20 protein-coding genes are annotated in these 25,740 nt (G+C 53.9%); 13 read left to right on the top strand and 7 right to left on the bottom strand.

What is annotated here, in order from left to right; all coding sequences use genetic code 11:
* Nucleotides 1-67: 67 nt before the first annotated feature.
* The 3 genes from PUV54_RS07940 to PUV54_RS07930 are packed head-to-tail and all read left to right on the top strand — an operon-like array spanning nucleotide 68 to nucleotide 4,337.
* The gene (locus tag PUV54_RS07940; RefSeq protein WP_274495090.1) at nucleotides 68-2,182 is read left to right on the top strand and encodes a glycosyltransferase; all 2,115 of its coding nucleotides are present in this window, start codon (nucleotides 68-70) and stop codon (nucleotides 2,180-2,182) included.
* Nucleotides 2,179-2,976 carry an FkbM family methyltransferase gene (locus PUV54_RS07935; RefSeq protein WP_274495089.1) on the top strand — a complete coding sequence of 266 codons (798 nt, stop codon included), beginning with the start codon at nucleotides 2,179-2,181 and terminating at the stop codon, nucleotides 2,974-2,976. The genes PUV54_RS07940 and PUV54_RS07935 overlap by 4 nt, the downstream gene beginning before the upstream one ends.
* A gap of 2 nt (nucleotides 2,977-2,978) precedes the next feature.
* A complete protein-coding gene (locus tag PUV54_RS07930) occupies nucleotides 2,979-4,337 on the top strand; it encodes an oligosaccharide flippase family protein (RefSeq protein ID WP_274495088.1) in 1,359 nt (452 codons plus the stop codon).
* On the opposite strand, the gene PUV54_RS07925 is transcribed toward PUV54_RS07930, so the two are convergent.
* Nucleotides 4,231-5,115: a glycosyltransferase family 2 protein gene (locus PUV54_RS07925; protein ID WP_274495087.1), complete on the bottom strand. Its 885-nt coding sequence runs from the start codon at nucleotides 5,113-5,115 to the stop codon at nucleotides 4,231-4,233. The two genes, PUV54_RS07930 and PUV54_RS07925, sit on opposite strands and share 107 nt — an antisense overlap.
* A 122-nt stretch (nucleotides 5,116-5,237) precedes the next feature.
* On the opposite strand from PUV54_RS07925, the gene PUV54_RS07920 reads away from it, so the two are divergent.
* Together PUV54_RS07920 and PUV54_RS07915 are read left to right on the top strand one after the other, a co-directional pair.
* Nucleotides 5,238-7,169, top strand: a complete 1,932-nt coding sequence (locus PUV54_RS07920; protein WP_274495086.1) for an ArnT family glycosyltransferase — start codon at nucleotides 5,238-5,240, stop codon at nucleotides 7,167-7,169.
* 101 nt (nucleotides 7,170-7,270) lie between these two features.
* On the top strand, nucleotides 7,271-7,999 hold the full coding sequence (locus tag PUV54_RS07915; protein ID WP_274495085.1) for a helix-turn-helix transcriptional regulator: 729 nt from the start codon (nucleotides 7,271-7,273) through the stop codon (nucleotides 7,997-7,999).
* A gap of 164 nt (nucleotides 8,000-8,163) precedes the next feature.
* Here the strand turns inward: PUV54_RS07915 and polA are convergent, their stop codons facing one another.
* Nucleotides 8,164-10,935: a DNA polymerase I gene (polA, locus tag PUV54_RS07910; protein WP_274495084.1), complete on the bottom strand. Its 2,772-nt coding sequence runs from the start codon at nucleotides 10,933-10,935 to the stop codon at nucleotides 8,164-8,166.
* A gap of 48 nt (nucleotides 10,936-10,983) precedes the next feature.
* Here polA and PUV54_RS07905 point away from each other — a divergent pair, with 48 nt between their 5' ends.
* From PUV54_RS07905 to PUV54_RS07895, 3 genes are all read left to right on the top strand, one after another.
* Entirely contained in the window at nucleotides 10,984-11,364 is a 381-nt protein-coding gene (locus PUV54_RS07905) for a VOC family protein (protein WP_274495083.1), read from the top strand.
* A 91-nt stretch (nucleotides 11,365-11,455) separates the two neighbouring features.
* A complete protein-coding gene (locus PUV54_RS07900; RefSeq protein ID WP_274495082.1) occupies nucleotides 11,456-13,981 on the top strand; it encodes an ATP-binding protein in 2,526 nt (841 codons plus the stop codon).
* A 130-nt stretch (nucleotides 13,982-14,111) separates the two neighbouring features.
* Nucleotides 14,112-15,425: a patatin-like phospholipase family protein gene (locus tag PUV54_RS07895; protein ID WP_274495081.1), complete on the top strand. Its 1,314-nt coding sequence runs from the start codon at nucleotides 14,112-14,114 to the stop codon at nucleotides 15,423-15,425.
* Here the strand turns inward: PUV54_RS07895 and PUV54_RS07890 are convergent.
* Nucleotides 15,422-15,643: a helix-turn-helix domain-containing protein gene (locus PUV54_RS07890; RefSeq protein WP_274495079.1), complete on the bottom strand. Its 222-nt coding sequence runs from the start codon at nucleotides 15,641-15,643 to the stop codon at nucleotides 15,422-15,424. The two genes, PUV54_RS07895 and PUV54_RS07890, sit on opposite strands and share 4 nt — an antisense overlap.
* A 2-nt stretch (nucleotides 15,644-15,645) precedes the next feature.
* A complete protein-coding gene (locus PUV54_RS07885; protein ID WP_274495078.1) occupies nucleotides 15,646-16,185 on the bottom strand; it encodes a hypothetical protein in 540 nt (179 codons plus the stop codon).
* A gap of 100 nt (nucleotides 16,186-16,285) precedes the next feature.
* On the opposite strand from PUV54_RS07885, the gene PUV54_RS07880 reads away from it, so the two are divergent.
* Nucleotides 16,286-17,029 carry a CPBP family intramembrane glutamic endopeptidase gene (locus PUV54_RS07880; RefSeq protein ID WP_274495077.1) on the top strand — a complete coding sequence of 248 codons (744 nt, stop codon included), beginning with the start codon at nucleotides 16,286-16,288 and terminating at the stop codon, nucleotides 17,027-17,029.
* Nucleotides 17,030-17,037: 8 nt separating this feature from the next.
* Here the strand turns inward: PUV54_RS07880 and PUV54_RS07875 are convergent, their stop codons facing one another.
* Nucleotides 17,038-18,324, bottom strand: a complete 1,287-nt coding sequence (locus tag PUV54_RS07875) for a polyhydroxyalkanoate depolymerase (protein WP_274495076.1) — start codon at nucleotides 18,322-18,324, stop codon at nucleotides 17,038-17,040.
* 194 nt (nucleotides 18,325-18,518) lie between these two features.
* Nucleotides 18,519-19,109: an SCO family protein gene (locus tag PUV54_RS07870; RefSeq protein WP_274495075.1), complete on the bottom strand. Its 591-nt coding sequence runs from the start codon at nucleotides 19,107-19,109 to the stop codon at nucleotides 18,519-18,521.
* Between the two features lie 77 nt (nucleotides 19,110-19,186).
* Here PUV54_RS07870 and PUV54_RS07865 point away from each other — a divergent pair, with 77 nt between their 5' ends.
* The 3 genes from PUV54_RS07865 to PUV54_RS07855 all read left to right on the top strand — a co-directional run bounded on the left by PUV54_RS07865 (nucleotide 19,187) and on the right by PUV54_RS07855 (nucleotide 24,052).
* Nucleotides 19,187-20,542 carry an ActS/PrrB/RegB family redox-sensitive histidine kinase gene (locus tag PUV54_RS07865; protein ID WP_274495074.1) on the top strand — a complete coding sequence of 452 codons (1,356 nt, stop codon included), beginning with the start codon at nucleotides 19,187-19,189 and terminating at the stop codon, nucleotides 20,540-20,542.
* A 69-nt stretch (nucleotides 20,543-20,611) separates the two neighbouring features.
* The gene (locus PUV54_RS07860) at nucleotides 20,612-21,181 is read left to right on the top strand and encodes an ActR/PrrA/RegA family redox response regulator transcription factor (RefSeq protein WP_274495073.1); all 570 of its coding nucleotides are present in this window, start codon (nucleotides 20,612-20,614) and stop codon (nucleotides 21,179-21,181) included.
* 135 nt (nucleotides 21,182-21,316) lie between these two features.
* Entirely contained in the window at nucleotides 21,317-24,052 is a 2,736-nt protein-coding gene (locus PUV54_RS07855; protein ID WP_274495072.1) for a M16 family metallopeptidase, read from the top strand.
* 74 nt (nucleotides 24,053-24,126) lie between these two features.
* Here the strand turns inward: PUV54_RS07855 and PUV54_RS07850 are convergent, their stop codons facing one another.
* On the bottom strand, nucleotides 24,127-24,480 hold the full coding sequence (locus PUV54_RS07850; protein WP_274495071.1) for a hypothetical protein: 354 nt from the start codon (nucleotides 24,478-24,480) through the stop codon (nucleotides 24,127-24,129).
* A 303-nt stretch (nucleotides 24,481-24,783) separates the two neighbouring features.
* On the opposite strand from PUV54_RS07850, the gene PUV54_RS07845 reads away from it, so the two are divergent.
* Nucleotides 24,784-25,737, top strand: a complete 954-nt coding sequence (locus PUV54_RS07845; protein ID WP_274495069.1) for a hypothetical protein — start codon at nucleotides 24,784-24,786, stop codon at nucleotides 25,735-25,737.
* Nucleotides 25,738-25,740: the final 3 nt, after the last annotated feature.

Here is a 25,740-nt window from a genome sequence, read left to right as displayed (position 1 = left end):
GCGTTAAGACATTGGCGACCACAATGGCGTAAGCGTTCGTTAACGATACGCCACCAATTGAGGCCCTATGGCGAAGAAAGTTCTGTTCGTTACGCGCAAATGGCCGCCAGCCGTTGGCGGTATGGAGACCTATTCGGTCCAGCTTGCCGAAGAGCTGGCGCGTCAATGCGATCTCAAAACGATTTTTCTTCCGGGCCGAACGGATGGAAGAACGCCAAGCCCAGCCGGGCTTTTATGGTTCGGCGTGACGACACTATTTTACCTAGCACTTCACGGGCGCAAGTTTGATGTGGTGCATGCCGGCGATATGGCGATCTGGCCGCTGGCGTGGATTGCGTCTGTGTTCAACCGCAAAGCCGCGATTGTTTTATCAGCCCACGGCACGGATGTGGCTTATGCAAACCGGACCGGCTGGCGCGCCAAATTTTATCGAAGTTACTTGCGGTACGGCGCGAAACGCTTGCAGGCCGCTCGGGTCATTGCAAACTCTCGCGCGACGGCAAACCTGCTTGAAGGCCATGGCTTCACGCGAATTTCGGTCGTGCCGCTTGCCGCAGAAGCAACAAATCCGGCCGCTGAAACGCCAGAAAACTACTTGCTTTTTACGGGAAGGCTGACCCAGCAAAAGGGATGCGGCTGGTTTATCAACAACATACTGCCGCATTTACCTAACAACATAACACTTAAGGTCGCTGGCGTTGTCATAGATGAAACAGAACGCAACGCTCTCAATCATGATCGTGTTGAATTCCTCGGCCCCGTTCGCCAAAACCGGCTTTCGATATTACGGCGCAAAGCGCTTGCGAATATCGTTCCCAATTTAGAAATGCAGCCATACGCCTTCGAAGGGTTTGGTCTAAGCGCCACGGAAGGCGCCGCCGACGGCGGTATCGTAATCGCGTCAGATCTGTTTGGATTAAAAGACGCTGTAATCAATGACGTCACCGGTTTTCTGCTTGCTGCTGGCGATGCAAAGGCTTGGAAAGCCAAAATTATAGAACTCACGTCATGGGAGCCGGAAATCCGTCAATCCTTTGTTTTAAAATCGATTGAAAAAACACGGCAATATTATAGCTGGTCACGGGTCTGCGCCGAAACGCTGGCAGCGTACAACGGCAATGTAATAACCAAGACTAGCTCAGCCAATTCAGAATCACCGATGATAAGCGTCGTTATGACTGCATATAACGCGGAGCGTTATATTGAAAGCGCTATTGAGAGCATCCTCACGCAGACTTTTTCAGATTTCGAATTTATCATAATCGACGATGCATCAACGGACGCGACAATCGAAATCATCAATCGCTTTGCAGCGTCAGATCTGCGCATCCAGGCTCTATGCAATGAACATAATCTTGGCGTTACGCGCAGCTTAAATCGCGGGCTCTCGGTCGCGAAGGGAAGTTACATCGCACGCATGGACGCAGATGATATTTCACTGCCCCACAGATTTGAAAAACAGGTGGCATTTTTAGACACCCATCCAGACTATTCTGTAGTCGCTAGTGGCGTTCAGGTGATTGATGAGGCGGGAAATTTTCTAAAAAAAAATATTGAGGCCACAAGCGCTTGGGAAACTGACTGGATCTCTCTTTTTCGCATGCCGTTTACCCACCCGGCGATGATGTGCCGGCGTGCGGTATTGCGAGACAACCAGATTTCCTACGATACGAAACATCTATCGGCGCAAGACTTTCGCTTTGCACAACAACTGTTGCAACATGGAAAAGGGCTCGCCCTTGGCGCCGTTCTTTTCCAATACAGAATGCACACGCAAAACGTAACATCTAAAAACTCTTCTTCCCAACGCGCTACAGCACGCAGCATCGCTATCGACAATGCTATCGCAAGATTTCCGCAGAGTTGTGCTGAGGGAATAACAAACCTTTTCAATCTGATTTACGGCGCACCCACAGGACAGGACTTGACTAATAGCGATTTGCAGAAGGCAATCCTCGCTCTTTGCGATATGGAAAAACAATTTTGCGAACACCATAGCTTGAACACACGCCAAGTCGCACGGATACGCACCCTTGCGTCACGCTGGCTAGCCGCAGGGGCCGTAAAGAACGGTCTCATTACCCAGCCCGCAGCCCTCGTTTCATTCCTGTGGCGAACACGGCGTTATCTATCTGGTTATAGCAAAGAAGCGGTTTCTTACGCACTCAGGCGGGCGGCATGAAGAAAGATAGAAACATTCAGAAGCACACTGATAGTGTTGTAATGCGCGGTCTGCGCTTCATGCTTTATCTTTTTCGGTGCTTGCTGAAGCCCAAAACTATAGTTGTGGATGGAACCCGCATTGCTATCGATTACAAGAATTGGTCTCCATTCATGACGCGGCGCATCCTGAGCGGCAACTATGAACTGCAGGAACGTAAAGCGTTGGAGCAAATATTGCGCCCCAGTGATCGCATACTGGAGATCGGCGGCGGTATCGGGCTAACGGCGCTTACGGCTCGCAAGTTTACTCAAGATAAAAATATTACGCTTTATGAAGCGAACCCTGCTCTCATAGAAAACATACGCCACAATTTTTGTCTAAATGACGCAAAAATCAGCCTGATGAACGCCGCCATTGTTTCGGATGATTGGGAAGAAAAGAAGGCTACCTTTTTTATCCCGAAGAATTTCTGGTCAGGCGGGCTGAACAATAATACCACCGATTCGGAAAAGATTGTTGTTGATGCAATCAAGCTTCGGGACGCCATAAAGACACACAACGCGAACGTACTGATTATGGATGTGGAAGGTGCTGAATGTGAGATCCTTCGAGAAGCTGATCTCACTGAAATTGATCTTCTATGTCTTGAACTGCACCCACACTATACAGGCCGCGCCGAGGCAGAGGCTCTAATCCTGAGATTGCAAAGCCAAGGCTTTGTCCCGGTATTTCCTAACGCTGAAAAATGCGTCGTGACATTAAAACGAGTGGCGCGTTTTGACGTTGAACCAGATGCACGCCTGAGCGCTTAGCGATGAATTCTCTGAATTCCATTACGGCGATTATTCAACGTCCCCTGTTTCAAGGTCCTGTGGCGCGGGGCGCAGTTTCTGCATTTGTATTACGCATCTTCAATTTGGTTCTTGGATTTCTGACAATTATTTTGCTCGGCCGCTACCTTGGAGCCGACGGTTATGGCGTTTACGCACTCGCTGTCAGCACGGCGGCGCTGATCGCCATGGTGGGAAGCTGCGGGTTCGATCATTTCCTGGTCGCTGCCTTACCGCGCATCACGCAGGATAAGCAGTTTGATGTTTTCAAAAGAATGATGCGTGTGGCGATAACCGCAACTCTTCTCGGTTGCGCCCTAACGCTTTGTCTTGGTTTCGGGCTAAGGCCTTTTGCCGGTCCAGTTTACACAACAATTCTCCCGTTTATTGTCATCTTGACGCCGATTATGGCGTTAGCGACTCTTGCGCAAGGCGCCTTGCGTGGGCTGATGCGCGCAATGACGGCCTACATCCCTGAGTTTTTAATTGTACAGGTTGTTATGCTGACCGGCGTGATCGCATTAATCGCTACAGATGCAATCTCAACAACAGGCGTGTTGGTGCTGGTGCTCTTTGCCTGGTCCGCTGCTTGCGCAACAGCGTGGATTTGGGTGCAACAGGCTAGTCCCAAGGTTTTGAACACAGAAAAGAAAACCGACTCTAAAAAATGGCTGAAATCCGCGCTATGGCTGAACGCAGCTAAGCTCAGCATGTTTTCATTCGGTAAGGTCGAACTGCTGATTCTGGCCGCCATGTTGGATGAAGTTGCCGTCGGTCTGTTCGCTATCGCCATGCGTTTGGGGCAACTTGTGCTTTTTCCTGCGTTCGCCGTTTCAGCCGGCCTCGCCCCCTCCATCGCTCGCAGGCTCCAGGCAGAAGAGGAGGTTCACAGCCTCATCCGAAAAAGCTTGATGGCGTCCTCGACGCTCGGTTTCCTCTTTGTACCGGCTGTCGGCGCAGGCGCTTTTGTGATGTTTTACTTTACCGGCGCTGAATTCACCGCTGCATGGCCAGTCGTGGCGATTCTTGCTGTTGGCTTTGCCGGATCAACCTTGATGGGACGCGGCTATGACCTGCTGCTAGCGGCGGGCAAAGAAAGATTACTGGCCTTCGCCAGCCTTACGGTTTTCGTGGTGAATATCATTTCCTGTATAGCCTTCACAGCCGCGTTCGGCCTCGTCGGAACGGCCGTTTCATCCGCAGCCGCGTTTATCACGCAACAAGCGCTCTTTGCGGTTATTGCCTGGCGAACGCTTCACGTTCGTGTCGACGCGATGTCCTTGCTCGCTTCTGGCAAAACAAACGCGCCCTTAAATAACCCGCAAGATAAAACGGCAGGATAACAGGCAATAACGCAAAATCCCAAAAGCCCGGACGATGTGCGGGGGATGGCGTTCCGCCGCGCTGTGCGCGACCTAACCCCGCAAAATAGAGCCGCTGCAACGCCCAGCGCCATGAGAGCCGCTCCGGCAGAATCTGATGATAAACAATCGCACCGCCGCAATAAATGACGTTCAAGCCTTTTGCGCGAATACGTTCGCATAAATCGCTTTCTTCACCGCCAAAAAGTTTTCCGTCTCGCCGCCCAAGCGCTTCATCGAAATAGATTTCTGTTGGTGCTGCGCTCTTGCAGACGCCAAATCCCGCGCCAACCACTCGCGGCGCATCAATTGTACCTTCGCCCCAATCGAGAACGGAGTACTGATCAAGAACGACCCGAGATCGAGTTACTAAAGGACGTCGCCCCTTCCATTCGGGAAGAATTCGCGACCCGGCAACTGCGACACCTTCCCGGTTCAAGGCCTGAGCTAGCTTGGCCGCCCATTTAGGCGATGCAATGGCATCCGGATCGATGAATAAAACAATGTCAGTTTTCGATATGTCCAAACCCAGGTTTCGGGCGTGTGACAGACCTTTTTCTTCGCAAGGCTCAGCCCGAACGCACAACTGTTCGGTTGAAAAATCAGCGACTTCTTTGGCGAAGGACTCCGACCAGTTCTGGTCCAGAAAAATGACTTCCCCCGCAACAGCTTCCTGCGCCGCGAGCGAAGCCAGCGTTTCGCGCACCAGCCAATCGGGCTCGCGATACCGCGTCAGCGTGATGGTGACAGTCTCGGACATGGGCGAAACACCTGGCGATTCTTTGTCTGAACACTCGCCCGGATTGGTAAACAATATATTGTTAACCAGCGGCGCCTAAGCCTTTCCGGCAACGTCTTTTGGGCCTCAGACGGGAGATATTGTTGAAATCGGCGCTCCCCATATTGGCGATCGTGTTGTTGTTATGCGCCGGCGCGTTTGTTGCGCCCGCGACCCCCTTCATTGTGGACGGAGGCGTCTACTACGACATGGCGCGCGCCCTGGCGGATCATGGCAAATTGCATATCGCCGAAAATGGGGGCATAGAAAGCGGCCCACCCCTAACAAAATTTCTGACAGTCGCTCATGAGGGAACCGTCTATCCGCAATACCCCAGCGGCTACGCTTTCATCGCGGCGCCGTTTTACAAACTGCTTGGCGTTAACGGATTGATGCTGATGAACGCGCTCGGCTTTGGCATATCAATCTGGCTGACATTTGCGATCGCAAAGCGTTTTTACGATAGGCAAGTCGGGCAATGGTCAGCAGTCATCTTTGCGACCGCGAGCTTTGCACCGACCTACGCTTTTGGAATTTGGCCTCATATGGTTTCGCTCGCCTGCTGGCTTGGGGCCATTTTTTGTATTGTCGTCGCGCAAGACCAAGGTGAAGGGCGCAAGCCGGCCATGCTATACATTCTGGCCGGCCTCTTGGTTGGCGCTGGCCTGAATGTCCGTGTCGATGTCGTTCTCGCTGCGCTGGTCATATTTTTCTGGTTGCGTCTCTTTGCAAAACCGTCAGACAGAATAGCGCCCGTCTTTCTTGTTCTGGGCCTTACCCCCGGTCTAGTTTTTTCGGCTTGGCTGAACAGCATCAAATTTGGCGCCCTAACCCCATTTTCCTATGGCCCCACTGGCGGTGCTGACAGCATTGATCGCTACTTGCCTGTTTTAGCGCTCGCAGCTATCGCGGTTGTCCTGACATGGCTGGTTGATGTGTCGAAATTCCCCGACCGAGCCGTGAAATTCATCCGCCGATACTGGTCGCCCGGGGCTATTGCCGCCGCGCTTTTTATTATTGCGATCACGCCTCTGCGTGAGTTGGCCTGGCGGACCATTACCGGCCTTTATGTGCTTGTTTTTAACCTGCAGGCCCATGACGCCTATTATCAGGCTGGCGTAGAACGTAACGAGTTTGGACAGTTGCTGTTCTGGGGTTATCCGAAGAAAGCGTTCATTCAAAGTTTGCCCTGGGCGCCGCTGATCATTCTGCCGTTATTTTCATTTCTACGGGGAAAACATGTGCGAGCAGTGTCGCTATGCCTTCTGGCGATTGCGGCGCCGATTGCATTTTACGCACTCAGTCACTGGCATGGCGGCGGCAGCTATAGCATGCGATACTTTTTGCCTGCGGTTCCATTTCTGGCGATATTAAGCGCATGGGGGTTGCGTTCCCTTACGACCAAGGCCGGACCCAACCGGCAAACTATACTTATCGCTTTGGTTGCTGCCGCCGCGCTTTATCTTGGGTTACAGGAAGTCGGACAGTCGACAGAACGCTTCCTTGCGCCTGCAGCTTTGTACCCACAATGGTTGATCGCCGCCGCCGTAGCCGTCGCCGTTTGCTTTACCCTGACGCGCCCCTATGGTGAGAAGCCAAGACGTATCGCTTCCGGCATCGCACTCTTCGCGCTTGCTTATGGCGTCGCTATCAATCTCTACGAAGAGATCGGGCACGAAAGAACCCGTGCGGAGCAAATGGCGCTTGCAGAAGATATTTCCGCGCCGGTAAAGACAGACGCGCTCGTTGTAACAGGTACGCCGCTCAGCTTTATTCCGGCTGAACGAAACGGCGCGTTTGTCATGGCGGTCGATGAAAAGAATTTCGAAAAGGCGGCCACGGCGGCGCGCGCCTTCTTGGATAATGGCCGATGCGTCTATATTCACAATACTTACGCCCTAAACCTCATCGAAAACGAACTGGACTTTCCTATCCGCCGAACGCCGCTTTGGGCCGTATCGCGGCGGTTCGAAAATGACCCAAGACTCGCGTTTTTCCTGCCGGATGGCGCAGAAAGCCGCTGCTGGCCTGAATAAAGACTTCACATTTACGGGCTTTTCGGGGCTGGCGAATTGCCGTTATTGCGTCCCGGCGCTACTATATTTCCACATGTGCAAGGCTCGGAAAGGGTAAGTGCGTGACCGAAAAAACGTTTTCGGTCGATTCATTTATCCAGCGCTCCGCCGAAATTGTAGATTTCAAGACCCTTGTAAAATTGTTCCGGGAATTACTGTCCGCGCTGGGATTTGAATCGATTTCATATTACGTCGTACGCCAGTCCTATCGATCGGTGTCGGCCAAGGAAGGCGCTCGCGTCGAGGAAGATGTAGAGATTGCCGACGCGCTGTTTGGCGCAGGGCGGTCCGTTGATTTCGACCCGGTCATCTCAGCAATGCTGGAAAAGCTCGAGCCCTTTCACTGGTTCATCGCGGAAGAGAACAGGCATCTAAGCGACGAGCAAAGGCGTGTTTTCAAAAGACTGCGCGCTGAAGGGTTTGTAGACGGCATTGCGGTGCCGGTCATGCGGCGGCCTGGCGAGCTAGCGGTGTTTACCCTGTCAAAACGGGGCAAGACTTTCTCGTTCACGAAAACGGAACTTAGAAAATTGCAGATCGCCTGTCACGCAATGCATCTGCGCAGTGAAGAACTGATTGATGGAAAAGGTGAAGCGCCACTGTCAAAACGGGAGACTGAAGTGATGCGACTCGTCGCCCGAGGCATGACAAACAGAGAAATCGCAGAAGCTTTGAAGCTGTCGTCTCACACTGTCGATACGTTAATCCGACGGTGTTTTTCTAAACTCGGTGTAACAAACAGGATCGAGGCATCGATAATGTTTACGTTCCGCGACAAACTGTCGGCGTGAAACACGACTTTGTCACGCGAATGCGTGACAGACATGCGTGTCTTTAATCCCTAAGTCCTGCGATCCAGCTTCGATTTCGGCTGGTCATTCTCTCTCCCCCTATGTTCAGTCGAAGCCCCCGCCCCGCCGCTTGCGGCGGGGCGGGTTTCATTCCAAACTGATGGTTAATGCGCCTCTTCCCAGTTGGCGCCGGCCCGCGCATCAACAACCAGCGGCACTGACAAATTGACCACGGGCGCCGGTGCGCCAATCATCACGTCAGCAATCACGTCACAGGTTTTTTCCGCTTCCGCTTCCGGGCACTCAAAAATCAGCTCGTCATGAACCTGCATCAGCATCTTTGCCGATAGCTTTGCTTTTTTGAGCGCTGAGGGCATGCGGATCATGGCGCGCCGGATCACGTCAGCGGCCGCGCCCTGGATCGGCGCATTGATCGCCTGGCGTTCAGAATAACCGCGCATGGCTGGATTCTTGTCGTTGATCCCGCCCACATAGGTGCGCCGGCCGAAAATGGTTTCCACGAACCCTTGCGCCTTCGCCGAGGCGATCGTGTCATCCATGTACTGGCGTATGCCGGGAAATTTTTTGAAATAGGCGTCGATATATTCCTTGGCCTCGGTTCGTGAAATGCCGAGCTGGTTCGCAAGACCAAATGCCGAAATGCCGTAGATAATGCCGAAGTTGATCGCCTTGGCGCGACGGCGCACCATCGGATCCATGTCCTTTATGGGCGTATCGAACATTTCCGAAGCCGTCATGGCGTGAATGTCGAGCCCGTCGGCGAACGCCTGTTTCATGGATTTGAGGTCGGCGATATGGGCAACGAGTCGCAACTCGATCTGGCTGTAGTCAGCGGAAACGAGCGTGTTGCCCTTTTCATGAATGAACGCCGTTCTGATCTTGCGGCCGTCTTCGCTGCGGATCGGAATGTTCTGCAAATTCGGATCGTTCGACGACAAACGGCCCGTGGTTGTCGCCGCCATATGATAGGACGTGTGCACGCGCCCCGTTTCCGGGTTGATCTCTTCGGGCAGCGCATCGGTGTAGGTGCTTTTAAGCTTCGACAATCCGCGCCATTCAAGGATCACCTGCGGCAGATCGTGACCGTCAGCGGCAAGCTGTTCCAGAACATCGGCTTTCGTTGACCATGCGCCTTTTGCGGTTTTTTTCCCGCCCGGCAGGCCAAGCTTGCCGAACAAAAGTTCCGAAATCTGCTTCGGCGAGCCGAGGTTAAACTCCTCGTCCGCGATCTTGTGGGCCTCTGCCTCCGCCGCCGCCATGCGCTGCGCGAAATCAGAAGAAAGGCGGGATAACACCTGTTTATCCACTTTAACGCCCTCTCGCTCCATCGAAACGATGATGGGAGCAAGAGCGCGCTCCAACGTTTCATAAACGGTTGCTTTTCCTTCCGCCGCGAGACGCGGTTTTAAAACCTCATAAAGGCGCAAGGTAATGTCAGCGTCTTCAGCAGCGTATTTTGACGCGTCCTTGATAGCGATCTGGTCAAAGGTTTTTGCTTTCTTACCTGTACCCGCGATGTCAGAAAACTTGATCGTCGTATGCCCGAGATGGCGCTCGGCAAGCTCGTCCATATTGTGATTGCCCTTGCCGCAGTCGAGGGCGTAGGACATCAGCATGGTATCGTCGAACGGCGCAATCCTGATATCGTAACGCGATAGGACAAGCGCATCATATTTTAAATTCTGGCCGATCTTGAGAACGCTTGCATCTTCAAGAAGCGGTTTTAGTATCTTCAGCGCTTTATCGATCTTGATTTGTTTTCCGGCGTCTTCGTCATCGAGAGCAAGCCCGTCGCCGCCATGGCCTAAGGGGATATAACAGGCGCGGCCCGCGCGCGTCGCCATGGAAACGCCGACAAGATTGGCGCGCATGGCGTTGAGGCTGTCAGTTTCCGTATCGAAAGCAACAATTCCGCGCTCACGCGCCTCATCGACCCATCCTTGTAATGTCTTTTCGTCGAAAATGGTTTCATAAACCGCTTCCTTCGACGTCGATGTCGCCGCTGCGAGACCAGACTCGCCGCCGCCGAGATCAGCCTCGACCCGGCGCGTCAGAGTCGAAAATTCCATCTCTTTCAGGAACGCAACCAGCATGTCCTTGTCGATCGGCCGCGTGACAAAATCATCGATCTTGTCTTCAACGGGCGTATCGGTTTTCAGCGTTACGAGATCGCGCGAAATGCGCGCCTGATCGGCGAACTCGATCAGATTTTCCCGGCGCTTTTTCTGTTTTATTTCTTCAGCACGTTCCAGAAGCGTATCGAGGTCGCCATACTCTTCGATAAGCTGCGCCGCGGTTTTAATCCCGATCCCCGGCACCCCCGGGACGTTGTCTGTGGAATCCCCGGCCAGCGCCTGAATATCAATGACGTGCTCGGGGCCGAGACCAAATTTTTCGATAACTTCCTCACGCCCGACTTTTTTGTTTTTCATGGTGTCGAACATGGTCACTTTGTCGGTGATAAGCTGCATCAGGTCCTTGTCAGAAGAAATGATCACCGCCTCGCCGCCTTCAGCCTCGACCTGTCGCGCGTAAGTTGCGATCAGATCGTCGGCCTCATAACCTTCAAGCTCTATGCACGGCACGTTAAAGGCGCGGGTCGCATCGCGGACCATGGAAAATTGCGGGCGCAAGTCTTCCGGCGGTTCCGGACGGTTCGCTTTGTACGCTGAATAAATTTCATTGCGAAACGTCTTCGCCGAATAATCGAAGATAACCGCGAAATGCGTCGGGTCATGCTCATCAGCCATGTCCGTGAGCAGCTTGTAAAGCATGTTGCAAAAACCGGAGACGGCGCCAACCGGCGCGCCGTCGGACTTTCGCGTCAATGGCGGAAGCGCATGATAGGCGCGGAAAATATAGGCCGAGCCGTCAACGAGATAGAGGCGTTTTGCATCTTTGGTTTTTGCAGCCATTTGTCGTAGCGTCCTCTTTCAAACCAGCTCATCAATAGGAGAAGCCCCATGAAAGTTCTAGGCATCAGATTCTGCAAGGTTGCAAAGACCGACGATGCAAAAGCGATCGCGGACCTGCTTGGGGAAAAAGGCCTGGGATTGACGCCCACGGATATGGGCGAAACCGATGGCTTCAACGGTGCGGTATTCCCCGTCGATGAACAGGCGAAACGAGGCCTTGGAAGCTGGATCGAGCTGTGGCCCGCTGGTGAAAACATGCCGGAAATGACCATGCTGCAGATCGTAGTGGACGACGCCGATGCTTTCGCCGAACGCGCAAAGAAAAACGGCCTTGATGTCAAAGGTCCTGACGATGCGCATGGTGAGCGCATCTATTACCTCGAAGGCGCTGGCGGCCTGCCGATTTCGTTTCAATCCAAGACACAATAGCCTGTTTCGATAGGCTCTTGTTAACCAGACTATAAGCGCCGTCGAGTAAGCTTTTTAACCAAACTGGTTGTTAAGAAGCCTCGGGCGCATTTTGAAGATTACGACAAGATATCTGGTTATTTCCGGTTCGTTAATGCTGGTTGCCACCATCTTTACAGGTTGGGGACTGCTCACGCATTTTTACGACAAAGAATGCATCCGTATTCTCACCCAACTTCAAACAGAAGTCACAGCGCGAGCCCATCAACACGGCAATATTTTTAATCTCGCCAGGGACAGCCAGAAACACGCCATTCATGCTTTTAGCGACCGCATCGCAGCCTGGAGCAGCCGTCATGATGTCGCTGAGCAATTCTCAAAGACATTCATAACGCAGCCTGACGGCACCTATCGCAGCCGCGACGGCGATTTCGAAGGAACGCTCCACCAGGACGGTCAATGGATTTACGGCGCCGGCGCCTTCATCGCGCCAGCCAGCGAGATTACAGCCGCGAAACAAAAGCAATTGCTCGCCGCCTATGATGTTGTCACGCGCAATGGCGAAGCCGCGCGATTCTGGGCAGATAATTTTTATTACTATACGCCCCAGAATGATCTCATCATTTTCGCGCCCGACCGCGAAGACAACCTCGAATTCTACCGCAAAACGGCGCCCGCAGACTTCAACTTTCAGGATCGGATTATCGGTCAGCATGTTCGCCCCGAACACAATCCTGACCGGGCTATGCGCTGCACAGGCCTTGAAAATGTCATGTATGACCAAACTGGCGTACGTCTCACCTCGGGTTGCCAGACGCCAGTGGATCTCAATGGCCGACACGTCGGCGCTTTCGGCGTCAGCTTTTTGTTAAACGGCTGGCTTGCGAAAGCGATCTCGGCTCCCATTGAAGGCGCCAAGCCTTTCATTATGCAGGCAGATGGCGAGATGATCGCCCATGAGGGGCTGATAGACCGGTCTGGCGGAGAGGAATTTGCAAAAGAGTTTGCAAAAGAATTGAAGGCAGATCAGCTAATTCCGATGATTGCTGAAAAGCAAAGCGATTCCGGCATGCTAAGGTTCACCGCCTGGGATTCTTATGTCGCTTACATAAAACTCGACGGTCCTGACTGGTACTTTATGAGCGCTATGCCGATGCAGCGGGTCCGCAATGCGGCGCTGGCGAGCGCGCTTCCCATTGCAGCGCTTTGCATGTTGATGGGATTATCGCTCATCCTTGTATCCACCTTTGTGCTTCGCAAAGTCATCGCCTCGCCCCTGTCAAAATTGACGAGCGAAGCCGGCGATGAGCTTGACGACGCCTCAGACGCGCAATTTTCAGGAACGGATCGCGGCGATGAAATCGGCATGCTTGCGCGTTCGTTTCAGGAACGCGATGAGCGCTTTCAGGCCCTTGTGGCCAGCCTTGATGCAAAGGTCAAACAGCGCACGGCCGAGCTTGAGGATGCGCGCGACACAGCCGAACAAGCGAACATGGCGAAATCTTCGTTTCTTGCAAATATGAGCCACGAGATAAGAACGCCGTTAAACGCCATTGTCGGGATGACGCAGGTTCTTGATAACTCGAATTTGTGCGAGTCTGATCGACAGCGCGTGGATGTGATGCGCGCAGCATCTTTCTCTCTTCTTGATGTCATCAATAATGTTCTCGACCTGTCAAAAATTGAGTCCGGCAATCTTCAGTATGAGAATATAAGTTTTTCGATTGAAGAATTGGTCGCTGACACCATCGCCACTTTCGAACACGGCGCAAAAGAAAAAGGCATTGATATATTCGCCCATGTCGAGGCCGAAGCGGTAGGCGATTACCGTTCAGACCCGACCAAGATAAAACAGGTTCTGACAAATCTCGTTTCCAACGCCATCAAATTTACGCCTAAAGGGTCAGTGTACATCGAAGTGTCCACGTCTGGCGAACGCGAAGATAATCAACAACTGACATTTGAAGTTCGCGACACTGGCATTGGCATCGATGAAAATGGCTTGGAGAAAATCTTTAATCCGTTCATTCAAGCCGACAGTTCAACCACGCGTAAATTTGGCGGCACCGGTCTTGGCCTGGCGATCTGCAAGCGCATTGTGGAGGGTTTGGGCGGTGATATTTCCATTACGAGCGCGCCGGGCCAGGGATCATGCTTCCGTTTCAACATTCCAGTGGAGTCGGTCCATAAGAATAATCAAACCACTGCTTCCAAGTACGATGCGGAAGGCGCAAAAACGCTATTGAAAAAGCTTTCCGTTATGGTGGCCGAGGATCAGGAACCGAACCGGATGGTGATAGAAGCCCTGCTCGGCCCGGCTGTAAAAAAACTATCTTTTGCTAAAAACGGCCTCGAGGCTGTAGCGCTCTGGAGACAGGGGGGTATCGATCTCGTGTTGATGGACGTGCAAATGCCTTCACTGGATGGTGTTGAAGCAACCCAGAAAATCCGCGCCATGGAACGGGAAAAAGGGCTGGAGCCCGTTCCAATCATTGCACTGACGGCGAACGCATTCACCGACCAGGTTGCTGAATATCTGGCAGCCGGTATGAACGCACACTTGGCGAAACCGATCGATTTCCGCGCATTGCATGAAACCATTGTCAAACATGTGACGGTGAAGGCTGAGGCCGCCTAGGGCCTGCCCCCGGCACGACGGAAAAGCTTTTTCTCATTCAGTATTGTCCTGTCTGGACTTCACACGCCCCGAAGGCCAAGCTGATTGGCGCAAACTGAGCCAATGAGTAAAGCCAAGGGGGCGCAATCAGATGTTCAGGTCAGGCCTGTTGGCGCTCGTTCTTATGTCATCTCTTTTGCTTGAGGGGTGTGCGTTCTGGCGGCCAGACAAGATCCATTACACTTGGCGCGATCAAGCTGAAGCACCTTGCAGCGATTGCACGCCTACACCGGGTGATACGTTGCTTGTTGGGCTTGCCATTTCCGGCGGCGGCGCACGTGCTTCTGTCTTTGGCGCCGCCGCCATCGAAGCCCTGATGGAAGAAGGGGTGATGGACCGCGTCACGCATATTTCCAGCGTGTCTGGCGGCGGTTTTCCCGCCGCCTATTATGCGCTGCATAAGCCTCGACCATGCGATACATCGACGCCTGAGGGAGATGCAAGTTGCGTCTCCACTTTCAAAGATACCATGCGGCGGAATTTTCTCACCGATTTAACGCTGCGCCAGATCGTCAGCCCTGGCCGGTTTTCAAGCCCAACACGACGGCTCTTGTCTTTGCGAGACGCGCTTGATGATGAATTTATCGGCGAAGCCGCCTTTGCTGATCTGCCGCCGTCGCCTGTGCTTTTGATCAACGGCGCACGCTATGACGATGCCCGCCGTTTTGTTTTTTCAAATCTCGCCATACCGGAGGCGGCTAGCAACATTCCGCCGTTTACGGAAGAAACGTTGCGCACGGCGTCGTTTTCCCTGCCCGGTTGCCCGCGTTCCACGCCACCGGATTTTTCCGTCGCCCTCGCCATTGCCATTTCCGCCGGGTTTCCTCCCTTGCTCGGACCTGCATCAATCGAAGCGCAGGAGACTTGTAACGGCGAGAACACGCGCTACTGGCACCTTGGCGACGGCGGCATACTCGAGAACACCGGTGTTGAAACGCTTGAAGACTACGCTCTGCATGCGGAATTTTCAGGTGAGCGGCCCAAACAGGTGATCATCTTTTCAATGGACGCCGGGCGCAGCACGTCTTCCGACATCATGATGCAAACAAGAAATCTAAAACTATGGACTAGCGATCCTGGCCGAGTCGTCGATATTGTCGGCAAGCGCGCAAGCGCTTACCGTTCAGTTGCTCTTGAAAACTATTATACTCAGTCCGGCGTTGACTTTCATATCCTGAAAATGCGCTACACAGACGCCCGGCTTTCACAGTGGCCGTCATCATGTGGCGAGCGCCAAAACGACCCCTCCGCCATCAGCGCGCATCTCGCAACGATCCCGACAAATTTCAAAATTACTGATTGCGACGCTGACCTCATGGAGATGGCGGCGCATGACCTTGTTCGCCGCACGTTGACTGCAAACAAATCCATGCTGGAACAGGCAGGTTTATCGTATAGGGACTAGCCTGGTTTACCGTCGTCAGGCTCATAGTCGAGCAAGTCTGCAGGCTTGCAATCAAGAACTTCACAAATTTTGTTGAGCGTTTCGAACTTCACGCCCTTCATGTTGCCTGACTTCAACTTCGAAAGGTTCGCTTCCGTGGCTCCGATGGCTTCCGCAAGCTCCTTTGATTTCATTTTGCGCCGCGCCAGCATGACATCAAGCGTTACGATAATCGCCATCTTCAAAGATACTCTTTTGTTTCTTGTTTGTATGCGTAGCCTTCTTCGATAATATGCGTCGCGGCATAAACGATTGCGGACGTAAACAACACGGCGGCATGGGTCGTCGAAAATCCGAGATGGGTCCATAGCGGTGCGTTGTCAAAAACACCCATAGCCCAGCGCATAACGCCGCTGAACATGAAACTCGTGAGCACTGCGAGACTGGAAAACACCGAAAACGCCTTGAGGTGATTAATGGTGCCGGATGCAACAAGCCGGCCGTCATGGAACGTCAAAAACAATTGGAACAAGCGCCAGAAGCCAAGCAGTAAAAACGTCAACGGCGCAAGAATGGCGGCAAGCCCAAAAAGGCGTCTTTCCGGCACGGGCGGGTGTTCAGCGATGACGATGAAATTCTCGCCAACGAAGTCGTTCCCCCACCGGTCAACGCCAAATCCCCAATATGCGGCAATGCCCGCCACCGCCAAGAATGCGAGGAAGGGGATGACAATCAGGAAACCGATGCTCGTCAGCCGCAGCCACTGTTTTGATCGCCCCATGAAGTTTCCTTTATGGTTGATTTATTGTCTATTTTTGATAATTTTTAGCTCATAACCAATAATGCCGGAGACCTCGCCGGCGAGCAAGAGGGGACTAAAGATGGGCGAGCAATTGACTGAAAACCTGGGCAATATTGCACTTTGGAATGGGGCGTTCGCCCTCGCCTGCGTTCCGGCAGCGGCCATGGCCGGCAGGCAATTCCGCTGGCAATGGCTGGTCGCGGCTTTTTTGTTATTCAACCTCAACATCGCGCTCGTGCTTGATTTTTTCGGTCTCAACGAACGCATCTATGCGCTTGCCGGGTCGCCGGAAACAACGTTCAACTGGGCCGGAAAAATCACAGCGCTTAGCGCCTCAGTTCTGATCCTCTGTACACCGTTCATTAATCTCCGGGCCGCCGGCGTTACTTTCCGGCAAGATCAAAAGTCATTTATCGGCTGGATTGTATTCGCCGCGCTGTGCGCACTCGGCGTTTATATTGGTCTACAAATTGAAAACGATACGCACAGCGCGGAAACGATTGCGTACCAATTAACCATGCCGAGCCTGGAAGAAGAAATTTTCTACCGCGGAATATTTCTATTTTGTCTTGTGAAAGCGTTTGGTGACGGCCCGCGCATCTTGTGGTCGAACTTCGGATCAGCAGCGCTGATATCAACTTTAGTATTTACGATCATTCATTGCCTGTTCTGGGGAGCGTCAGGCATTCAGTTTTCAACTGAGGCTTTTCTCTTCGCTGGCGTTTTTGGGCTTGTTCTTACATGGATGCGCACAAACACGGGCAGCATTTTGCTGCCGATCCTCATGCACAGCGCTATCAATACAATCTGGCGGCTGTTTTAGCGGCCAGGCTATTCAGCCGCCGCTTTCATGGGAGCCCGTTTGACGGCTTCTTTCTCAGCCATGCGCATGAACTTCGCGACCTTCGGCTGTATTTCATTGCGCCAGCGAGAGCCGTTGAAAACGCCGTAATGGCCGACATTCGGCTGAATATAATCAAGCTGCATTTTGTCTGGAATATTCGCGCACAGATCATGCGCGGCCTGGGTTTGGCCGATGCCTGAAATGTCGTCGTTCTCGCCTTCGACAGTCATTAACGCAATATCAGTAATCGCCTCAGGCCGCACCAAGCGTCCATGGTGCATGAACTCGCCCTTCGCCAATTTGTGCTCCTGAAATACATCGCGGATAGTCTGGAGATAAAACTCCTCCGTCATGTCGAGGACGGCGAGATACTCGTCATAGAAGGAGCGATGCTTGTCAGCACTATCACCGTCGCCTTCGACCAGGTGCTGAAAATAATCGTAATGCGCATTCATGTGCCGGTCTGAATTCATCGCCAGAAACGAATAAAGCTGCACGAAGCCCGGATACACCCGCCGCATGGCGCCAAGATAGGGCGCAGGTACGGTATAGATCATATTCTGCTCGAACCATTCAAACGGACGTTCTTCCGACAGCTTGTTCGGCACTGTCGGCGAGCGGCGCGCATCGATGGGACTTCCCATGATGGTCATGGAATAGGGCCGACACGGATCATCCCCTTCCGCCATGACAGCGGCGGCCGACAATAACGCCGGGCCAGGCTGACAAACGGCCATAGCGTGCACACCCGGGCCAATCGTCCGCATAAAGTCAATCAGATAATCAATGTAATCATTGAGATCGAAACGTCCGGCGCAAACCGGTACCTGCCGCGCATCAACCCAGTCTGTGATGTAGACTTCATGGTCCGGCAACATCGCCTCGACCGTGCCGCGCAACAATGTCGCGTAATGTCCCGAAAGCGGCGCCACGATCAAGACCGCAGGATCAGCTTCATTTGAACCTCTGGCTTTTTTCAGCGCTTTTTCGTCACGCACAAAATGGAGCAGCCGGCAAAAATCCTTGCGCTCGACCTCTTCTACACGCACCGGCACGTCGGCGCCGTTGACGGGCGTCGTTTCAATGCCCCATTCAGGCTTTGGGTATCGGCGCATGGCGTGCTCGAAGACGTCAAACGCCGCGGCTGCTGACCGCGCCACCCAACTTCCCGCCGCCGGATTTAATGGCGAGCGCCAGAACTTCGCGCTGACGCCGGCGGCGATCCGCGCCGGTGCGACAGCCGCATAGGCAAGCTCATAAGCAGAATACAACATGAAAGGTCGCCGCCCCTACGCTACTGAATTGAGATGTTGCATAGCACAAAAGTTACGCAATTCCTTAAAGAGGGGCGGACTATGCGCTCAGTCGAGGGGGGATTGCAATAATTTATGACGCTTTTGCAATATTTGCCGGAGCCACTTTAATTCTATCAACTATTTGAAATAATTATATTATTTGAGAAACTAGGTCATTTGTCGATTTCGCGGCGCAATAAAGCTGCAAGATCCTGCGGGTTCGTGGCGCCCATAGACGCGATTTGCGGTTGCCCCTGCCTGTCCGTAATGAAAAACGCCTGCTGGTGGTTCACTGTATATTTAAGCGCGCTATCGGGCAGCGGTTCCTTCTGGGCGTAGACTTTGAACGCTTCCCGCGCGGCTTTTGCCGCCTCCGCGCTGCCCGTGAGCGGTATCAGCCGCTCGTCAAAGGCAAAATATTCCTTGAGGGTTTGCGGCGTATCGCGCTCAGGATCGACAGAAATAAAGACCGGCGCAACTTTGTCTGCCGTGCTGCCAAGTTCGTTCAAGGCAGCGCTCATTACATTAATGTCGCCCGGGCAGATGTCGGGACAATGCGTAAAGCCGAAATAGACGAGCATGACCTTGCCTTCAAAATCCTCATCCGTTGCAACATCGCCATTTTTATCAACGAGCGTGAAATCACCTGTGAATTGCTCTGAAAGACGCACCACATTTTCCGTAGGAATAGGCGTTGAAGTGGTTTCAGATCCACAAGCGCCGATGACGGATAGAACGGCAAAAGCGAGTATGCTGTGACGCATGATGGCCTCCATAATCGAGATGGAAAACAGTGCTAACCGGCTTTCAAAGATAATCATAGACGGGCTAAAAGCGCCTAATGCCGCACGCCCTCGCTGACCCACAAGCCGCCATGAACGCCCTCAAGGGGCCGGTGCGCCTGCGCACGCTGACAACGCTGCGTTGGTTAGCAGTTGCCGGTCAAACTGTTTGTATCGTGGTGGTGCATTTCGCGCTTGGATTTCCGACGCCACTAGGCCTGTGCCTCGGCGCCATTGCAGCCAGTGCATGGCTCAATCTTTTTGTTACTTTACGGTATTCGCCGCAGCGTTTTTTAACTGACCGTGAAGCGGCCGGATATATCGCTTTTGACATCGTTCAGCTGTGCTTATTGCTGTTCTTTACCGGAGGACTTCAAAACCCCTTCTCTGCACTGATCATTGCGCCAGTCACGATCGCCGCCAGCGTCTTGCCTTTGCGTTTTACAATCGGGCTCGCAGCGTTGGCGATTGCGGGCGTATCGATACTCGCGCTTAACCACATGCCGATCCCCTGGCGCCCAGGTGAAAGCCTTGAACTGGCGCCCGTTTACAAAGCTGGGTTCTGGGCGGCGCTGACATTTTCGATTTCGTTTTTCGCCGCCTACGCACACCGTATCGCCGCAGAGTCAGCGCAGATGCGTTCAGCCCTTGCCGCGACGCAACTTGTCCTGGCCCGCGAAGAGCGGCTGGCGGCGTTAGGCGGCCTTGCGGCGGCGGCGGCCCATGAGCTCGGAACACCTTTAGCGACCATACAAGTAACCGCAAAAGAGATGTTGCGCGATATCAAGCGAGAGCTTGAAGACCACGAAGACCTCGCGGACGACGCTGCGCTTCTCGTCAGTCAGGCGGAACGATGCCGGGACATCCTTTCAAGACTTTCCCATCACGGCGACGCTGGCGACGCGATGCACGACAAGCTCGCCATTGACGATCTATTGCGGGAAGCCGCGGCGCCATTTCTAGATCAACCTGGGGGCCCCACCGTCAGAATCGAAGCACGCGGTCTTGATGACACAAAAAAACCTGTATTGAAGCGCCGGCCGGAAATCATTTTCGGCTTGCGGAATTTCATTGAAAACGCCGCCGGCTTTGCACTATCCACCGTTCTCGTGCGCGCGGAATGGAACGATGCGCAACTGGCCGTCTCAATTCAGGATGACGGGCCTGGATTTTCCCCTGAAATCTTGACCCGCCTGGGCGAGCCTTATGTGAGTGCGCGCACCGGTCATCGCGGCGTATCAGCGAAATCCGGCTTGGGGCTTGGCTTTTTCATCGCCAAAACGCTCCTCGAAGCGAGCGGCGCACGCATCGATTTCGAAAACCGTGAGTGGGAAGGTGAGACCGGGAATTTTTCGGGGGCGCATGTGGGCGCAACGTGGGATATAAAAGCGTCAAATACATCCATAATTGCTTGAATTTCGTGCGAAAAGCCGCATTTATACGGCAAGAAGATATGAAAATCACAAAGCCAATACGAACACGCTATGACCTCGTTAGATGACGCCCGCGACGATGACCGATCGCTTCCGCCAGACGCGACTTTGCTAATTGTTGACGATGACGAACCATTTCGAACGCGCCTCGGCCGTGCGCTTGAAAAAAGAGGGTTTCAGCCCATTCTTGCTGGCGGCGTTTCCGATGCAGCAACAATGATCAAGGACATTGCCCCTGCTTTCGCCGTGGTCGATTTACGCCTTGAAGACGGCGACGGCCTGCAGGTCGTGGAACACATCCGTCAGAAACGCGATGACTGCCGCGTTGTCATGCTCACCGGCTACGGCAATATCGCGACAGCCGTCGCCGCCGTAAAAGCCGGCGCCATCGATTATCTCTCAAAACCGGCGGATGCGGATGATGTCGAAAAGGCGTTACTCGCAAGACCGGGCGAACGCCCCGATCCGCCAGAAAACCCCATGTCCGCTGATCGCGTTCGCTGGGAACACATCCAGCGGGTCTACGAGTTGTGCGATCATAATGTTTCCGAGACCGCCCGCCGCCTCGGCATGCACCGCCGCACGCTGCAGCGCATTCTCGCCAAACGCGCCCCCAGATAATCACCTCCTGCTGACCTGCTGCGGCAAACCGTTGGCCTTACGCGCCGGAAAGGGGCGCCGGGCCTTTACCTTGCCCGCAGGCTCGTCGATGCTGTGCGCTTGAAGGGAACTTAATGCTATGAAGGGGATTCTTGCATGCGAATGATTATCGCAATGGCGGGGGCTGCCCTGCTGTCATTTACGACTTTAGCAGCATCAGCCGCCGATATCGAACTGCCGTATGAGCAATTCACGCTCGATAACGGGTTGCGCGTCGTGGTGCACGAAGACCGCAAGGCGCCGATTGTTACTGTTTCGATCTGGTATCATGTGGGTTCAAAAGACGAGCCTGAAGGCAAAACCGGTTTCGCGCACCTCTTTGAACACATCATGTTCAACGGGTCGGAGAATTATGACAACGACTGGTTCGGACCGCTCGAGGAAGTCGGCGCAACCGGCCTAAACGGCACCACCTGGTTCGACCGCACCAATTATTTCCAGACTGTGCCGACTACGGCGCTGGATCGCGTGCTGTGGATGGAGTCCGACCGCATGGGGCATCTGCTTGGCGCGGTGACTCAGGAAAAGCTTGATGAACAACGCGGCGTCGTACAGAACGAAAAACGCCAGAGCGATAATCAACCTTACGGAATGATGGAATACTCAACCCTAGAAGGTTTATTGCCTGCCGGGCATCCTTATCGCCACAGCACAATCGGTTCGATGGAGGACCTTGAAAACGCGTCCCTCGAAACAGCAAAACAGTGGTTCAAGGATTATTACGGCGCCGCGAACGCGGTGCTGGTAATCGCAGGCGATATCGACGCCGAAACCGCGCGTCCGATGGTCGAAAAATATTTCGGCCCCATACCTGCGGGCCCGCCAGTGACCCAAACAAAAGCCAATGCGCCCAAGCTTGACGTCGACAAGCGCGAAATCATGTATGATCGCGTGCCGCAGCCGCGCATAGACCGCAACTGGGTTGCGCCCGGGCGGACCACGAAAGAAGACGTTCTTTTAACCCTTGCAACGCGCGTACTTGGCGGGGGAAAAACGTCGCGGCTTTATAAGCATCTGATCGATGATCTTCAGATCGCCACAAGCGCGAGCGCCAGCCTTTCTTCTCATGAACTTCTCGGTTTTTACTCGGTGACTGTCGACGCTAAGGCGGATGCTGACCTTGAAAACGTCGAAGCCGAGATGGAAAAAGTTATTGCGTCATTCCTTGACCGTGGCCCGACCAGAGATGAACTGGCCAGAGCCAAGGCGAGCATCAAGGCGGGCGTCCTTCGCGGCCTTGAGGAAATCGGCGGATTTGGCGGCAAAGCGGTCACGCTTGCGCAGGGCGCTCTTTATGCGGATGACCCTGGCTTTGTCTTACAACAACTTGACTGGCTGGAAGCGGCGACTCCTCAAGAAGTGCTTGCAGCCGCGCGCGATGTGATGAACGCAGGGCATTATCAACTGACCGTGCTTCCATTCCCCGAATATGCAACAACGACAGACAACGTAGATCGCTCAACCGGATTGCCATCCGTCAATTCAACGCCGGACCTTGTTTTTCCGGCGATTGAGGAAACCACGCTCAGCAATGGCGTTAAAGTCGTTTTCGCTGAACGTCACACCGTGCCGATAGTCGAGTTCGCAATGCAATTCGACGCCGGCTATGCCGCGGACAGCGTTGAAGGCGGAAAGCTCGGCGCTTCGTCTTTCACCGCCTCGATGCTCGATGAAGGCACGACGCGTCGCTCGGCCGCTGATATCGCCGAAGAGCTGGAAGGGCTCGGTGCGAACCTGGCCGCCGGCGCAAATCTTGACGTTTCAAACATTCAGCTTTCTGCGCTGAAAGAAAACTTGCGTCCATCACTCGACATCATGGCGGACGTCATTCGCAACCCGTCGTTTGCACAAAGCGAAATCGACAAATTGCGAAACCGGTGGCTCGCCAGCATTGAACAGGAAAAAGCGCAGCCTGTCGCGCTCGCCCTGCGCCTGCTGCCGCCGGAGATCTACGGCGAGGGGCACGCCTATGCGGCGCCGCTCACCGGTTCCGGTACGGTCGAATCGATCACGTCGCTGACACGTGACGATCTGACCGGCTTCCACGAAAAGTGGATACGCCCGGATAATGCGACACTCTTCGTTGTCGGCGATACGACGATGGAGGAAATCAAACCATTGCTCGAAAACGCTTTCGGGCGCTGGCGCGCGCCATCGACGCCGATCCCGACAAAAAACATCGCAACTGTCGCGCGGCCTGGCAGCGGCAAAGTCATTATTGTCGATAAACCGGGCTCGCCGCAATCGCTGATCCTCGCGGCGCATGTGGCGCCGCCGTCAAACGCGCCGAACGCCATCGCTATTACCTCGATGAATGACATTATCGGGGGGCAGTTTTCGGCGCGGGTGAACATGAACCTGCGTGAAGACAAGGGCTGGGCCTATGGCGCCTATACCTTCCTTCAAGGGGCTGCCGGACAACGTCCTCTTCTTGTGTATGCGCCGGTACAGACCGACAAAACGACAGATTCGCTGCAGGAACTGCTAAAGGAACTCAACGACTACAAGACCACAAGACCCGCAACCGCTGCGGAACTTGAGCGGTCCGTGCTCAACAATGTTCGATCGCTTCCAGGAACGTATGAGACATCCGGCGATGTCCTTGGCAGTCTGACATCGAGCGCGCGTTATGGGCGTGCCTGGAATTATCCGGAAACGGTTAAGGACAAATACGAAGCGTTGACGGTTGATGACATTACCGCCGCAGCTGCCGAGGTTATTCACCCGGAAAGCCTCGTCTGGGTGATTGTCGGCGATCGTGAACAAATCGAAGACGGCGTCAGATCACTCAACCTCGGACCTATTGAAGTCATGCAGGCAAGCGATCTTTAGACTCTGTCTTTACACAAACAAAAAAAACGCCGCCCGGCCGGGCGGCGTTTTTTGTCTTTCGAACCAGATTGTTGTTATGCACGAACCATCTGGATAACTTCGTCCTCAAGTGCGATTGGCTCGCCGTCAAGAATGATCACCGTATAGGGAACGTAGCCGCCATAGGTACCGTTCGGCAGGCGCGACTTGACGCGCACATCGACCGCCCAGCAAGGCAGCCCTTCATAACCGCTGACATCAGCAAAGACCTGATAGGGCTCGCTGATGAACTGGTAGCGGGCCGAGGTCGGCTCGGTCAGCCGTTCACCGAAATAATCGACCACCAGGGCCTCATAGTTGGCCGGAGACGGTCCGAAATCCTGGGCGACAACGCCAGCGCCAAGAGCCAGAGCGGCGGCAATTCCTGCAAATGCTTGTTTTATGAACATAAATATTCTCCATTTTTGTTGTTATTTTTATGTCACTAAACCGTCATATATCTGTCATCGAAGGTTCATGTCAACGATAATGCGCAAATTGTGCACATATTGCGCGCAAAACTTTTCACCGTTTTATCACCGCCGCCAATTCCCAGGCTTTTCTGGAGAGCGCTCAACTAGCCACAAAATGCTGAAAAACAGGAGAATCCTCAGAGAATATGCGCCTTTCAGCGTTTCAACCGGCGCGGTTTTTGAATAATGTAACTTTGCGAGGGGCATTTTAGCCCACGGGGTAACGGCAAGGGGATATGCATGGCGCGCTCGCTCGAACGCTCGGTTAGGTTCACTCGGCCCGGCGGCTACATTCTGAACATGCTGCTGTTCCTGATCGGGGTCGGCGCCATTGTTTATTATCTTTCGCCCTTAAGCCCGCAGCCTTCGCCGCTGCTGATTGACGCTTTCAACGCCAACCCGGCGCTCAATGGATTAATTCTTGGCGTGCTCGCCATCGGCGTCATCTACAACCTCAGGCAGGCTGGCGTCATTGCGCCAGCCATTCGCTGGGTGGAATCTTTTCGAGAGTCTGTCGATCCGGGACGGTCGCGGTTACCGCGCGCGCCGAACCTTATCCGCGCCATGGCGACCATGCTGCTCGATGCAGACAAAACCAACGCCCGAAAACTGAACCCGGAGTCCTCACGCGCCATTCTTGATTCCATCGGCACACGGATGGATGAGGGCCGCGAAATGGGCCGCTACATCATGAACCTGCTCGTGTTCCTTGGCCTGCTTGGCACGTTCTGGGGACTGCTTGAAACAGTCAATGCTGTGGCAGACACGATCAACGGACTCGCCAATACGGGCGGCGCGGCGGAAGATGCGGTTTCACAATTGATCGCTAATTTGCGCGAGCCATTGTCCGGGATGGGTACGGCGTTTTCATCCTCACTCTTTGGCCTCGGCGGTTCTTTGATTGTCGGCTTTCTGGATCTGCAGGCAGGGCAGGCGCAAAACCGTTTCTATACGGACCTTGAAGACTGGCTGGCCGGCATGACAGAAACCACACGCGGCGCCGGCAAAGGCGGCGCGAGCCTGACTGCCGAAGTCGCCGAGGGCGATTTGATGGGCGCGATCCAGGCGCTGGAAGCGGCGTTGGCCGCCAACACGGAAACCCAGATCAAGGCCCAGGCCGGTCAGACGGCTGAACTTAAAGATGAAATCAGGGCGCTAAACCGCACGCTGATCCGCGTCGGCGGCGGGGAGTAGGCC

This window comes from Hyphococcus flavus, from assembly GCF_028748065.1.
GTDB lineage: Bacteria > Pseudomonadota > Alphaproteobacteria > Caulobacterales > Parvularculaceae > Hyphococcus > Hyphococcus flavus.
This window is presented reverse-complemented; position numbering and strand designations above follow the sequence as displayed.